Below are 13,694 nucleotides of genomic sequence, written 5' to 3'. Positions count from 1 at the left end.
GGCAGCGCAATGAAACTCGAATCTTTCTGGCAGGCGACCGCACCGCAATTCCGGGGCGCAGCAACGGGTGCGCTGCCCGCGACCGCCTCGGTGGTGGTGATCGGCGGCGGGTTCACCGGCGTCTCGGCGGCGCTCAACCTGGCACGCAGCGGCATTGATGTGGTGCTGCTGGAGAGCGGCGACATCATGAGTCAGGCCTCGGCGCGCAACGGTGGTCACTGCAATACCGGCGTATCGCAAAACTTTGCCTCGCTGGTTGCCAGCCAGGGACTGGAGCAGGCCAGCCGCTTCTACCGTGCGTTTGACGGTGCCGTGAGCTACGTCGAGCAACTGGTGCGGGAAGAACAGATCGATTGCGATTTCCGTCTGTGCGGCAAGTTGAAACTCGCCAGCAAAGCCACGCACTTTCCCGGCTTACGCAGCGCCTGGCAGTTGATGCGCGATACCGTGGATCCGGAAATCGAGCTGATTAGCAAAGATGAGATCCGCCGGGAAGTGGGCAGCGATGCCTTTCACGGTGGCCTGCTGCAAAAACGTGGCGGTCAGATGCATATGGGGAAATTTGGTGTCGGTCTGGCGGAAGCCGCGGCACGCAGCGGGGCGAAGATTTTCCCGCACCATGCGGTGACCGGGTTGACGCGTCTTGACGGCTACCGTCATCGCGTCACCACCGCTAAAGGCGAGATTGTGGCAGACAAAGTGCTGATGGCGACTGGTGTGTCCAATGAAGGTCCGTTCCCGTGGTTCCAGCGCCGTATTGTGCCAGTCGGCAGCTTTATCGTGGTGACGGAACCGCTGGGCGATGCGTTGCTCAGCCAGGCACTGCCAAAAGATCGTACCTATGTCACCTCGCTGAATATCGGTAACTACTTCCGCACCACGGCGGATCGTCGTCTGGTGTTTGGTGGCCGCGCCCGTTTTGCCGTCAGCAATCCGACCTCGGATTCGCGCAGCGGCGAGGTATTACGCGCCGCGATGACCGCGTTGTTCCCGCAGTTAGGGCAAGCGCGCATTGATTACTGCTGGGGCGGCATGGTCGATATGACCGCCGACCGGCTGCCGCGTGCCGGTGAGCATGACGGCGTGTTCTATTCCCTCGGCTACAGCGGGCATGGCACGCAAATGTCAACCTGGATGGGGCGGGTGATGGCCGATGTACTGGCAGAAAAAAGCAACGACAACCCGTGGCAGCGTGAGGCCTGGCCTGCGTTGCCCGGTTACCACGGGAAACCCTGGTTTTTGCCTCTTGCGGGCTTGTATTACAAAGCTAAGGACCGGCTCTCCTGATCGTCTGGCGCGATAAATCGCGCAGCTACAAAGCATGGCACCAACTGTAGCGGCGCAATTTATTGCGCAATGCGTAAAAGCCTGCACCCATCTGTAGCGGCGCAATTTATTGCGCAATGCCGCGAGGTGCGGGCTTTCAGTGACGATGATCGAATTAAACAACATTTCATATTGAGGGTGTGCAGATGAGTAAATTTAAGAAAGAATCTGACGCTGTAAATCCGGCCCTGACGCGCGCACTGACCGAAGGGTCGCTGTCCCGTCGTAGCCTGATGAAGTTGTTGTCCGCCGGTGCGGTGATGAGCACCGGTCTGATCGGTTTTCCGGAAATGGGTTTTGCGGCGGAAACGCCGGTTAAAGGGGGGAAACTGCGCGCGGCGATGTCTAACGCCTCGGCTACCGATACCCTCGACCCCGCTAAAGGCAACAACAGCGGCGATTACACCCGTCAGTTTATGTTTTACAGCGGCCTGACCGAGCTGGATAAAAACCTGCAAGTGCACCCCGCACTGGCCGAATCGGTGGAGTCAGGCGATGGTGTGACCTGGCAGATCAAACTGCGCAAGGGCGTCACCTTCCACGACGGCAAACCGCTGACGGCGAAAGACGTGATTTACTCCCTGAGCCGCCATAAAGATCCGGCGGTAGCCTCTAACGCCTTCAAGCTGGCGGATCAGTTTAAGACCTTCACCGCCGTCAATGACAACGAAGTACAGCTGGTGCTGAGCCAGGCCAACTTTGACGTGCCTTATATGCTGGCGGCCGCGCCGTTCCTGATCGTGCAGGATGGCACCAAAGATTTCAGCAAAGGCATCGGCACTGGCCCGTTCAAACTGAAAGAGTTTACCCCTGGCGTGCGTTCAGTTGGGGTGAAGAACCCGAATTACTTCAAGCCGGGTCTGCCGCACCTCGACGAAGTGGAACTGTTGGGCGTCACCGACCAGGCTGCACGCGTCAATGCCCTGATGTCTGGCGATCTGCACATCATCTCCACCCTGGGCGCTGCCGACTGCAAACGCATCAAAGCCACCTCCGATTTCGCCGTGCTGGAGAGCAAATCCGGCATGTACACCAACCTGATTGTGCGTACCGACATGAAACCGGGCAGCAACGAAGACTTCGTGCTCGGCATGAAGTACCTGCAACCGCGTGAGATGGTGGTGAAAACCGTGTTGCAGGGCTACGGCGATGTGGCGAACGATACCCCAGTACCGCCGTGGCATCCGTTCTACAACGCCGATCTCAAGCCGCGTCCGCTGGATGTGGAAAAAGCCAAATTCCACTTCAAAAAAGCCGGAATGGTTGGAGCCAACGTCGAGATCATCACCACGCCTAACATTGAAGGCGCAGTGGAAGGCGGTCAGTTGATTCAGCAGGTGGCACGCAACACCGGCGTGAACTTTAAAGTACGCCGCGTGCCGTACGACGGCTACTGGTCCACCCACTGGACCAAAGACCCGGTCGGTTATGGCTCGATCAACCCGCGTCCAACGCTGGATATGCTGTTCTCACAGTTCTATCTCTCCAGCGCCTCCAATAACGAATCCGGCTGGAAGAACGATCAGTTTGACCAACTGGTGGTGGCAGCCCGTGGCGAACGTGACCAGGCGAAACGCAAGCAGATGTATGGCGATATGCAGACGCTGATTTATGACCACTGCGGCACCATCATCCCGACCTTTATCAGCTCAACCGATGGTTACAGCAAGAAGGTGAAAGGGGTGGAAGCCTGGCCGTCAGGCATGATGATGGGCTATCGCTTCCATGAGTTCGCCTGGCTGTCTGCCTGATCCCTAAACCGTAAGAGGAGCACGCCGATGAACCGATACATGATGTTCCTGATTGCCCGCCGCGCAGGCGCGGGCATCCTGACCTTGCTTATCGTCTCGGCGGTGGTGTTTTTTATCACCAGCCTGCTGCCCGGTGACGCGGCGCAGATGATTCTGGGGCAAAACGCCACACCGGAAACGGTGGCGGCGTTACGCCAGCAGTTGGGGCTGGATCAGCCGCTGCTGGTGCGTTATTTCAGCTGGCTGGGCGGGATGCTGCATGGTGACTTTGGCATCTCTTTCGCCAGCCATTTACCGGTAGCGCAGTTGGTGGCGCAACGTATTCCGGCCACCTTTGAACTGGCGGCGATCACCACCCTGATCTGTGTGCCGCTGGCGCTGGTGATTGGTATCGCCGCAGCGATGAACCGGGGTTCGTTGATTGACCGCTTCCTGGTGGTCAGCACGATGGCGACCGTGGCGGTGCCGGAATTTCTCGTCGCCACCGTGGCGGTGCTGATTTTTGCCGTCAAATTGCATTGGGTGTCGGCGATGTCGTTCGGCAGTCCGAATATGGATCTGCTCAGCTACCTGAAATCCTATGCCTTGCCGGTGTTGACGCTGTGCTGCGTGCTGGTGGCGCAGATGGCACGCATGACACGCGCCGCCATCATCAACCAGCTCGACAGCCCGTATCTGGAGATGGCGCGCCTGAAGGGGGTCTCGCCGTTGCGGGCGGTACTGCGCCACGCGCTGCCGAATGCTGTCGGACCGATTGCTAACTCCATCTCACTCAGCCTGTCGTATCTGTTTGGCGGCGTGATCATTATCGAAACCATTTTCAGCTATCCCGGCCTTGCCAGTGCGCTGGTCGATGCGGTGAGCAACCGCGACCTGCCGGTGGTGCAGTTCTGCGTGATGCTGTTCGCTGCCTGTTACCTGCTGTTGTTGCTGGCGGCTGACATCCTGACCATCGCCTTTAACCCGAAATGGAGGAGCTGATGAATAGCTTGCTACTTCCCTGGCGCTTTTTTCAGTCGCTAACGATCTCTGGCCGCTTCGGCCTGCTGATCTCGCTGTTCTGGGTGTTTATGGCGATATTCGGCACCCAACTGGCACCGCACAGCGTTGAAGATATTGGTGGTGGCCCGATGCTCGGCGGTATGACCGCGGATAACTGGCTCGGCACCGACTATCTCGGGCGCGATATCCTCAGCCGCATTCTGTACGGTGCGAAGTTCTCTATCGGTCTGGCGCTGACCGCCGCGCTTGGGGCCAGCCTGATTGGCACCCTGCTGGCGCTACTGGCCGCGGTAACCGGACGTTGGCTGGAGGAAGTGCTGGGACGTGTCAACGATGCACTGCTGGTACTACCGGGCAAAGTGCTGTCGCTGATGATCGTTGCGGTGTTCGGTTCCTCATTGCCGATGCTGATTCTCACCGCCATCTTCACCTACTGGCCGGGTGCCTTCCGTATTGCCTTCGCTATGGCGAGCAGCCTGCGCAATATGGATTACGTGCGTGCGTCGAAGCTGCGGGGCGAAAGCCGCTGGTATATCGCAATCCACGACATCCTGCCCAATATGGTGCATCCGATGCTCACCGACTTCGGTCTGCGGTTCGTCTATATCGTGTTGCTGTTGAGCGGCCTGAGCTTTCTCGGCCTCGGCGTTCAGCCACCATATGCCGACTGGGGCACGCTGGTACGCGAAAACATTCAGGGCTTGTTTGATGGATCACCGGCGGTACTGATGCCTGCGGTCGCCATCGCCAGCCTGACCATCGGTGCCAACCTGTTTATCGACAGCCTGCAAGCGATGCGTCCACTGACCCTTGCGAAGGAGGGAGCATGAACGTGACACCCCATACCGCCATGCCTGTGATTGCCGTTGAGAATCTGCGCGTCACCGCGCAGACCGACAAAGGTGAAGAGATTGATCTGGTTTCTGATGTGCGTTTTACCGTGCAGAAAGGGGAAGTGCTGGCACTGATTGGTGAGTCCGGCTCCGGCAAAACCACCATCGCTATGGCGCTGATGGGTTATGCCCGCCACGGCTGCCGCATTGCTGACGGCATGATCCATGTTGCTGGCACCGATGTACGCAGCCTGTCACCGGGGCAACTGCGTGAATTTCGCGGTAACAAAGTGGCTTATATCGCCCAGAGTGCGGCGGCGTCGTTTAACCCGGGTATGCGTATTCTTGACCAGGTGATTGAACCGGTGGTGATCCACGGCACCATGAAACGCAAAGCGGCGAAGGAGAAGGCGATAGCGCTGTTTCGCGAACTGGCGTTGCCGAACCCGGAAACCATCGGCGATCGGTTCCCGCATCAGGTATCCGGCGGTCAATTGCAACGTCTGATGACGGCGATGGCGTTGATTGGCGATCCAGATGTGGTGATCCTCGACGAACCGACCACCGCACTGGATGTGACCACCCAGGTCGAAGTGCTGAAAGCGTTTCGCCGCGTGGTGGCCCAGCGTGGCGTGACTGCCATTTACGTCAGTCACGATCTGGCGGTGGTGGCGCAAATGGCCGACCGTATTCTGGTGCTGTTACAGGGCAAAATGGCGGAGTACGGCACCACCGAACGGCTGATTGGCGCGCCACAGGCGGAATACACCCAGTTGTTGATGAATGCGGCGCGTCAGAGCGAGCGTCCCAGTAACTGGAGCTGCGCTGCCGCAGAGATGCAACCGCTGCTGGAAGTGCGCGATCTCTGCGCCGGTTATGGTCCGCGCGACAAAGACGGTCAGCCGAAAATCCGCATCCTTGAAGATATCAACCTGAAGCTGTGGAAAGGGCAGGCGATCGGCATCATTGGGGAATCCGGTTCCGGTAAAACCACGCTGGCGCACGCCATTGCCGGGCTGAATGCCCCGAGCCAGGGACATATCCTGTTTAACGGCCATTACATCAACGGCGATATGCACAAACGGCCTGATAACGAGCTGCGCCGTATTCAATACGTCTTCCAGATGGCTGACACCGCACTTAATCCGGCGCACAGCGTCGAACGCATCCTGTCACGACCGTTAGCGTTGTTTCACGGCCTGAGCGGCGCGGCGCGCGAACAGCGGCTGCATCAGCTGCTTGATCTGGTCAAGCTGCCGCGCAGCGTGTTGTGGCGACGTCCGTGGGCGTTATCAGGCGGGCAGAAGCAGCGCGTTAACCTGGCGCGTGCGCTGGCTGCCGAGCCGGATCTGATTTTGTGCGATGAAGTGACTTCCGCACTCGATACCGTGGTGGCCGCCGCCGTGCTGGATCTGATCAGCGAGCTGCGACGCGAGCTGGGATTGTCGGTACTGTTTATCAGCCATGACATGCACGCGGTACGCGCAGTTTGCGACGATATCGTGGTGATGAAAAGTGGCCGCATTATCACCCAGATTGCACGAGCAGATTATGCCTTGCCGACCAGCGAGTTGTATTTCGAACGCCTGAAACGCGCCGTTCCCGAGCTGCGTCAGGGCTGGCTGGATGAGCATGAAGAGGTATTGAAGGCGGAGTAGGTGCGGTCTGTGACCCTCACCCCGGCCCTCTGGGCAGGTGCGGGCTGTGACCCTCACCCCGGCCCTCTGGGCAGGTGCGGGCTGTGACCCTCACCCCGGCCCTCTGGGCAGGTGCGGGCTGTGACCCTCACCCCGGCCCTCTGGGCAGGTGCGGGCTGTGACCCTCACCCCGGCCCTCTGGGCAGGTGCGGGCTGTGACCCTCACCCCGGCCCTCTCCCATAAGGGAGAGGGAGATGTGCCATATGCTCGATCTGTTCCCTCTCCCGCTTGCGGGAGAGATTGCTTGCTCGATCAGTTCCCTCTCCCGCTTGCGGGAGAGGGTTAGGGTGAGGGAAAACGCTCACCAACCCAAACCAAAAGAGGTCGTTAAGTTATGCCTGCGCCGATTCGCTATGTACAGGACAGTGCAAATTTCCCTGAGTCTGCCGATGTGGTGGTGATCGGTGCCGGTATCGCCGGTTCAGCCGCCACCTGGGAGCTGGCAAAGCAGGGTTTAAACGTGGTGTTAGTGGAAAAAGGGCTGGTCGGTGCCGAGCAGTCGAGCCGTAACTGGGGCTGGTGCCGCCAGCAGAACCGTGACGAGCGCGAGCTGCCGCTGATCATCTATGCGCTGCAACGCTGGGGTGAACTCAATGCGGAAACCGGTGAGGAGCTGGGCTTTCGCCGCAGCGGCCTGGTGTATGCCACGCGCAACGAAGACGATATCGCCGCCTGGGAAAAATGGGGCCAGATGGCGAAACAGTACGGCGTGCGCAGCGATATGCTCAGCGCCGAACAGGCCAAAGCGATGACTCCGGGCAGCACCACCCACTGGCTGGGCGGCGTTTCATCGCCGACCGACGGCCATGCCGAGCCGCGTCTGGCGTCTGCCGGTCTGGTCATCGGTGCCCAGCGACTTGGTGCGCTGGTGTTCCAGCAGTGCGCGGTGCGCGGGCTGGATATTGCCGGTGGTGTGGTGAGCGGTGTCTGGACCGAGCGTGGTTTGATCAAAACCAGCCGGGTGATTTGTGCCGCCGGTGCCTGGACCTCAATGTTCTGCCGCCGCCACGGTATCGACCTGCCGCTTGGCAACGTGATCGGCACCGCTTTCCGAACTCAGCCGATTGAACAAGCCATCGCCATGCCGCTGTATACCCCCGGCTTTGCCTGTCGTCCGCAAATTGATGGCAGCTACACGGTATCGGTGTCGGGACGTGGTCGTCTGGAACCCGGCGCGCAGGGCATTCGCTATGCCCGCCAGTTCTATCCGACCTTCAAAAGTCGCCGTAAAAACCTTAAATTCAGTTTGAGCTTCAAACCGTTCCTGACTGGCCCGGAAGCGCTGGGCGGCTGGGAATTCGATCGCCAGTCACCGTTTGAGCGGGTGCGAATTCTTGACCCGGCAGCGGATGCCAGCCTGGTACAGGAAGGACTGGCGGCGATGCGCAAAGAGTATCCGGCACTCGCCAACCTGAAACTGGCGCAGGCCTGGGGCGGCATGATCGACAGCACGCCGGATGCGATTCCGGTGATCTCCACCGTGGCGAAACTGCCGGGGCTGGTGCTGTCGGCGGGCTACAGTGCACACGGTTTTGGTATCGGTCCGGGGGCCGGTCGGCTGGCGGCCGATCTCGCCACGGATACGACGCCGGTGGTCGATCCGACCCCTTATCGCTATTCCCGTCTGGTTGATGGCAGCGGCCTTGACGCGCCAGGCATGATGTAAGGAGCACAGCATGAGTATCACATTACGCGCGATGACGGCAGACGACATCGAACAGGGTTTTGCCATGACGCAACACCTCAAGTGGCCGCACCGCCGTGAGGATTGGTTGCAGGCGGTGACGTTGGGTGAGGGCGTGGTGGCCGAAGAACACGGCGCTTACCTTGGCAGCGCCATTGGCTGGCGTTGGGGTGAGCAGGCCGCCACTATCGGGCTGGTGATCGTTAACGACCAGTTCCAGGGACGTGGCGTTGGCAAGCAGCTGATGCTGGCGTTGCTGGAAAAATTCCCCGGCTACAATGTGCGGCTGCATGCCACTGAAATGGGTAAAGGGTTGTACGCCAAACTGGGTTTTAACGTCACCGGCCATATCCAGCAGCACCAGACGCGTGCGCTGACGACTGTGCCGACCGTGACTATCCCAACCGGGCTGACGCTGCGTAACGCCACCGCTGCCGATGCCAGCGTGCTGACCGAACTGGACCAGCAGGCGCATGGCATGTGGCGTCCCAGGATGATTGCAACCCTGATTGCCGACAGTCAAACGGTGATCTTGCAGGATGCGCAACAACGTATTCATGGTTTTGCCAGCCTGCGCCGCTTTGGACATGGCTGGGCGATTGGCCCGGTGATTGCGCTCAACCTGCCGGTAGCACAGGCGCTGGTATCGGCGCTGATGCAGGGGTTAAACGGTGAGTTTGTGCGTATCGATACCGACGGCGCACAACCGCTGGCTGCCTGGCTGGAGACACTGGGACTGGCGCAGGTCGATGCGCCAACCACCATGATTCGGGGAACGCCGTGGTCACCGCAGGTCGGTGGCATGCAGGCGTTCGGGTTGATGACCCAGGCGATGGCCTGATGCATATCGCCTACAAATCCGATCCGGTGCGCGGTGCGCACTGGCAACGCTGGCTGGCGCAACATGCGCCAGATATTCAGCTACATATCTGGCCGGACATTGATGACGCTGAGCAGGTCGAGGTGTTGGTGGCCTGGCAGCCGCCAGACGATGTCATGGCGACCTTTCCCAACCTGAAAGCGTTGATGTCGGTTGGCGCAGGGGCAGACCAGTTTGACCTCAGCAAACTGCCGCCGGAACTCCCGGTAGTGAGGATGATCGAACCCGGCCTGACCCAGGGCATGGTGGAGTACGTTACCTTTGCCGTGTTGGGGTTGCATCGTGACATGCCGCGTTATTTCCAGCAGCAGCGTGAACAGCTGTGGCAAACCCATCGCATCTATACCGCGGGCGAACGCCGCGTCGGGGTGATGGGGCTGGGAGAACTGGGCCAGGCATCGCTAAAACAACTGGTTTCGCTTGGCTTCAATTGCGCGGGCTGGAGCCGTACACCGCGTGACATCGACGGCGTGCGCTGCTGGCACGGCAGCGAGCAACTGGCGGAGTTCCTCGCCTGGAGCGACATTCTGGTGTGTCTGCTCCCGCTTACTGACACCACCCGTGGACTTCTGAACGCCGAACTTTTCGCGCAACTGCCATCAGGAGCCGCATTGGTGCAGGTTGGGCGCGGGCCGCAACTTAACGACGATCATCTGCTGGCGGCGCTGGCGAGTGGCCAGCTCAGCGCGGCGGTGATTGACGTAACCGATCCCGAACCGCTGCCAGCCGGGCATCCGTTCTGGCACCACCCGGCTATCTGGCTGACACCGCATATCGCCAGCCAGACGCAAACCGACAGCGCTGTGGCGGCACTGGTGGAAAATCTGCGTCGCTATCAACGCGGCGAACCGATGGTCGGCGTGATCGATCGCAACCGGGGATACTGAGATGCAACTGGAACAATTAGTCGCACTGCGACGGGATCTGCACGCCCATCCCGAGCTGGGATACAAAGAAACCCGCACCAGCGACATCGTGGCGCGGGTTCTCACGGAGCAGGGCATTGAGGTGCATCGCGGACTTGGCGGCACCGGCGTGGTAGGGGTGCTGAAACGTGGATCGGGATCGCGGGTGATTGGCCTGCGTGCCGATATGGATGCGCTACCTATGCAGGACAACGGCAGCCAGCCGTGGAAAAGCACCCATGATGGTATCTGCCATGCCTGTGGTCACGATGGACATACGGTGATGCTTCTGGGTGCCGCCATGCAACTGGCGCAACAGGGCGATTTCGACGGCACGCTGGTGTTTATCTTCCAGCCGGCGGAAGAGGGGCTGGCAGGGGCGAAAGCGATGATCGATGACGGTCTGTTCAGCCGTTTTCCCTGTGATGCGGTCTATGCGCTGCACAACTGGCCGGAACTGCCGCTGGGTGAGGTGCAAACCCGTCCGGGGCCGATTATGGCGGCGGCGGATCGTTTTGATATCACCGTGCAAGGGGGCGGCGGCCATGCTGCGCAGCCGCACCTGACGCGCGACACCCTGTTGGCGGCCAGCGAGCTGGTGGTGGCGCTCAACACGTTGGTGGCGCGCGCACTGGACCCCTGTGAACCGGCGCTACTTAGCGTGACGCGGATGCAGGGCGGTTTCTCGCACAACATGATCCCGGCGGAAGCCAGCATCACCGGCACCGTCCGTACCTTCAGCCCGGCGGCGCAGGACATTATCGAAAGCCGGTTGCGCGCAATGGCGCAGCACGTCAGCGCCGCGCACGGTTTGCATGCCGAGGTCAACTACCTGCGTTATTACCCGGCCACCGTGAACAGCGCGCCTGAAGCGCAGCTGGCACTGACTGCGGTACAGCAGGCTGGAATGACGGCGAGTGAAGCCAGACAACCGGCGCTCACCTCGGAAGATTTCGCCTTTATGTTGCAGGCAAAACCGGGTGCGTATCTGTGGATTGGCTCCGCGCCGAGCCAGCCGCTGCACCATTCAGCCTACGACTTTAATGATGCACTGATCCCGCAGGGTATTCAGGCGTTGACCGCCATTGCCCGCCACGCGCTGCGTACAGAATTTCCCTGCTGAATGGCAGACGATTTTGACAGGAAATGCCGCTGCCCCGGCAATTACGGCAGCGTGAGAAACCAACGGGTTGCGATACTTGAGCCAACAGAACGTTACGTGGATGAGGGTTAAAAATGCAGAATGTCATGGCGGAACAGCAAACATATTCCGATAACAGCCTGTTACTGGATGCGCGTGAGCAGCATGTGCCGCGTGGCGTGGTCACCGCACATCCGCTGGTGATCGAGCGGGCTAAAGGTAGCGAAGTATGGGACGTTGAGGGGAATCGTTACCTCGATTTCGTTGGTGGTATCGGCGTACTGAACGTTGGCCATAACCATCCGGCGGTGGTAAATGCGGTTACCAAACAGCTCGGTCTGGTTTCGCACGCCTGTTTCCAGGTGGTGGCGTATCCGGGGTATATCGAACTGGCGCAGCGCCTGAATCAACTGGTGGGCAATGGCCAGCCGTTTAAGAGCGTGTTTTTCACCAGCGGTGCAGAAGCGGTAGAAAATGCGGTGAAGATCTCCCGTGCGCATACTCAGCGCTCCGGCATCATCGCTTTTGATGGCGCGTTTCATGGCCGTACCTTGCTGGGTTGTACCCTGACGGGCATGAGCCAGCCCTACAAACAGAATTTCGGTCCTTTCCCTGGCGAGGTGTATCGCCTGCCGTTCCCGAACGCGTTTTACGGCGTAAGTGATGACGATTGTCTGCAAGCGCTGGACCAACTGTTTGCGGTGCAGATTGCGCCGGAACGTGTGGCGGCGATTATCATCGAACCGGTTCAGGGCGATGGCGGCTTCCTGCCAGCGGGTGCCAACTTTATGCAGGCGCTGCGCCGCGTTACTGAAAAACACGGCATTCTGCTGATTTGTGATGAAGTGCAGACCGGCTTTGGGCGTACCGGCAAAATGTTCGCTTTCCAGCATTCGGAGATTACTCCGGACCTGGTAACCGTGGCGAAAAGCCTCGGCGGCGGCTTGCCGATTTCCGGTGTGGTAGGGAAAGCAGCGATCATGGATGCGCCATTACCTGGCGGGCTGGGCGGCACCTATGGCGGTAATGCGCTGGGCTGTGCGGCGGCGTTAGCGGTGCTCGATCTGATGGAACACGACAACCTGCTGGCGCGCAGTAATCAACTGGGCGAGAAACTCAATGCGCACCTGCATCAGCTGGCGGAAAAATACGCCTGTATTGGTGATGTCCGTGGCGTGGGCTTTATGCAGGCGGTGGAAATCATCGATTTTGAGACCAAACGTCCTGATGCGGCGATGACGCAAAAGATTCTGGATTGCGCCTGTCAGGAAGGATTGCTGTTGATTAAATGTGGTCTGCACCGCAGCACCATCCGCTTCCTGGCTCCGCTGGTCACCACCGATTCTCAGCTGGAAGAAGCGTTGCATATCTTTGATATCGCGCTGGCCCGCGCCAGTGGCCGACTCGGATAAATTCGGCTTCCTCATTGATATTGCTGGAATTATTAACAGGTTCCCCGAAAAACGTGGCGTGCGTCAGTGCTGGCGCAGCCACATTAAAGCGTGATATACCATCGGGATAACCTGCACGGTTGGTCAACAATGAGGGGTGCTATGAACGGCTTAATGAAACTCGACCGCATCGATATTAATATCCTGGTGCAACTACAAAAAGATGGCCGTATCAGCAACGTCAATCTGGCCGACGCCGTTGGACTTTCACCCAGCCCTTGCCTGCAACGGGTGAAACGTCTGGAGCAGGCTGGTTTTATCACCGGTTATGAAGCACACATCAACCTCACCAAAATTACCGACTCCGTGACGGTATTTACCGAAGTCACGCTGTCTGGTCATCGCCGCGAAGATTTTATGAAGTTTGAAAACGCCGTGCGTGATGTGGACGAGTTGATGGAGTGCCACCTGATTACCGGCGGTTATGACTATTTGCTGCGGTTTATTACCCGCAGCATTGAACATTACCAGGAAGTGATTGAGAAGATGCTGGATGCGCAAATCGGCATCGATAAGTACTTCAGTTATATCGTGATTAAATCACCGATTATGAAAAGCAGCGTGCCGTTGAGGTCGTTGATTGCGAAGCAGAATTCGGTGGAGTTTGGGGTGTGATTTCGTTCACCGTGCTGGTTTTGTTTTCCGTGCCGGTTTCGTTCGCCTTGGGCTGATGTAGTTTCAGCTCGCCGGTGCGGCGACCGAGCAAAGGGTGCCTGGCCGCACCCTTTGCAATCCCGGGCCTCGCGCCAGCCTCATTTTTGCGCGATAAATCGCGCCGCTACCACTCAACGCCGCCTTTCGCCGCATCCATGCGGCTCATCCTGGCAGCATTCATTCACTCAGCGAGTCCGGATGGCGCCCCACCCGCCGCTGCATGACTTGTGTTTTTTGGTGATTTAATTATTGCTGTCTGCGCGATAAATCGCGCCGCTTGTATCTTGAAGTTGTAACTGGTTAGCTACCCGTTACACGAAACGGAGGCAGCTTGTCGCGCCGCTTAAGACCCGATCTTGTGCCGTAGCT

At 59.2% G+C, this 13,694-nt stretch carries 11 protein-coding genes; all 11 read left to right on the top strand.

Translation table 11 applies throughout. The features are described from left to right. Positions 1-9: 9 nt before the first annotated feature. The 11 genes from AC6I8T_RS13265 (at position 10) to AC6I8T_RS13215 (ending at position 13,286) form a co-directional block, all read left to right on the top strand. Positions 10-1,287 carry an NAD(P)/FAD-dependent oxidoreductase gene (locus AC6I8T_RS13265; RefSeq protein ID WP_497833994.1) on the top strand — a complete coding sequence of 426 codons (1,278 nt, stop codon included), beginning with the start codon at positions 10-12 and terminating at the stop codon, positions 1,285-1,287. Between the two features lie 185 nt (positions 1,288-1,472). Next, positions 1,473-3,077: an ABC transporter substrate-binding protein gene (locus tag AC6I8T_RS13260; protein WP_021182779.1), complete on the top strand. Its 1,605-nt coding sequence runs from the start codon at positions 1,473-1,475 to the stop codon at positions 3,075-3,077. 27 nt (positions 3,078-3,104) lie between these two features. Continuing rightward, a complete protein-coding gene (locus tag AC6I8T_RS13255; RefSeq protein ID WP_013509639.1) occupies positions 3,105-4,058 on the top strand; it encodes an ABC transporter permease in 954 nt (317 codons plus the stop codon). Further along, the gene (locus AC6I8T_RS13250; protein ID WP_021182780.1) at positions 4,058-4,909 is read left to right on the top strand and encodes an ABC transporter permease; all 852 of its coding nucleotides are present in this window, start codon (positions 4,058-4,060) and stop codon (positions 4,907-4,909) included. The genes AC6I8T_RS13255 and AC6I8T_RS13250 overlap by 1 nt, the downstream gene beginning before the upstream one ends. After that, positions 4,906-6,570, top strand: a complete 1,665-nt coding sequence (locus AC6I8T_RS13245; RefSeq protein WP_497833993.1) for an ABC transporter ATP-binding protein — start codon at positions 4,906-4,908, stop codon at positions 6,568-6,570. The genes AC6I8T_RS13250 and AC6I8T_RS13245 overlap by 4 nt, the downstream gene beginning before the upstream one ends. A gap of 374 nt (positions 6,571-6,944) precedes the next feature. Next, positions 6,945-8,276 (top strand): NAD(P)/FAD-dependent oxidoreductase, encoded by a 1,332-nt coding sequence (locus AC6I8T_RS13240; RefSeq protein ID WP_021182782.1) that lies wholly within the window; start codon positions 6,945-6,947, stop codon positions 8,274-8,276. A gap of 10 nt (positions 8,277-8,286) precedes the next feature. Next, positions 8,287-9,135 (top strand): GNAT family N-acetyltransferase, encoded by an 849-nt coding sequence (locus tag AC6I8T_RS13235; RefSeq protein ID WP_021182783.1) that lies wholly within the window; start codon positions 8,287-8,289, stop codon positions 9,133-9,135. Further along, positions 9,135-10,061: a 2-hydroxyacid dehydrogenase gene (locus AC6I8T_RS13230; protein WP_021182784.1), complete on the top strand. Its 927-nt coding sequence runs from the start codon at positions 9,135-9,137 to the stop codon at positions 10,059-10,061. The genes AC6I8T_RS13235 and AC6I8T_RS13230 overlap by 1 nt, the downstream gene beginning before the upstream one ends. Before the next feature lie 7 nt (positions 10,062-10,068). Continuing rightward, a complete protein-coding gene (locus AC6I8T_RS13225; RefSeq protein ID WP_208725576.1) occupies positions 10,069-11,202 on the top strand; it encodes a M20 aminoacylase family protein in 1,134 nt (377 codons plus the stop codon). Positions 11,203-11,315: 113 nt separating this feature from the next. Continuing rightward, entirely contained in the window at positions 11,316-12,632 is a 1,317-nt protein-coding gene (gabT, locus tag AC6I8T_RS13220; protein WP_497833992.1) for a 4-aminobutyrate--2-oxoglutarate transaminase, read from the top strand. A 141-nt stretch (positions 12,633-12,773) separates the two neighbouring features. Next, positions 12,774-13,286: an Lrp/AsnC family transcriptional regulator gene (locus AC6I8T_RS13215; protein WP_021182786.1), complete on the top strand. Its 513-nt coding sequence runs from the start codon at positions 12,774-12,776 to the stop codon at positions 13,284-13,286. Positions 13,287-13,694 lie beyond the last annotated feature (408 nt).

The organism is Pantoea sp. X-Soil-OKNW-556 (assembly GCF_059730695.1).
Note: the sequence above shows the minus strand (reverse complement) of the source record. Positions and strands in the feature narration are given on the sequence as shown.

Bases quoted from the DNA above. Each gene is read 5' to 3' on its own strand.
- AC6I8T_RS13265 (WP_497833994.1), top strand. From the start codon at position 10: ATGAAACTCGAATCTTTCTGGCAGGCGACCGCACCGCAATTCCGGGGC.
- AC6I8T_RS13260 (WP_021182779.1), top strand. From the start codon at position 1,473: ATGAGTAAATTTAAGAAAGAATCTGACGCTGTAAATCCGGCCCTGACG.
- AC6I8T_RS13255 (WP_013509639.1), top strand. From the start codon at position 3,105: ATGAACCGATACATGATGTTCCTGATTGCCCGCCGCGCAGGCGCGGGC.
- AC6I8T_RS13250 (WP_021182780.1), top strand. From the start codon at position 4,058: ATGAATAGCTTGCTACTTCCCTGGCGCTTTTTTCAGTCGCTAACGATC.
- AC6I8T_RS13245 (WP_497833993.1), top strand. From the start codon at position 4,906: ATGAACGTGACACCCCATACCGCCATGCCTGTGATTGCCGTTGAGAAT.
- AC6I8T_RS13240 (WP_021182782.1), top strand. From the start codon at position 6,945: ATGCCTGCGCCGATTCGCTATGTACAGGACAGTGCAAATTTCCCTGAG.
- AC6I8T_RS13235 (WP_021182783.1), top strand. From the start codon at position 8,287: ATGAGTATCACATTACGCGCGATGACGGCAGACGACATCGAACAGGGT.
- AC6I8T_RS13230 (WP_021182784.1), top strand. From the start codon at position 9,135: ATGCATATCGCCTACAAATCCGATCCGGTGCGCGGTGCGCACTGGCAA.
- gabT (WP_497833992.1), top strand. From the start codon at position 11,316: ATGCAGAATGTCATGGCGGAACAGCAAACATATTCCGATAACAGCCTG.
- AC6I8T_RS13215 (WP_021182786.1), top strand. From the start codon at position 12,774: ATGAACGGCTTAATGAAACTCGACCGCATCGATATTAATATCCTGGTG.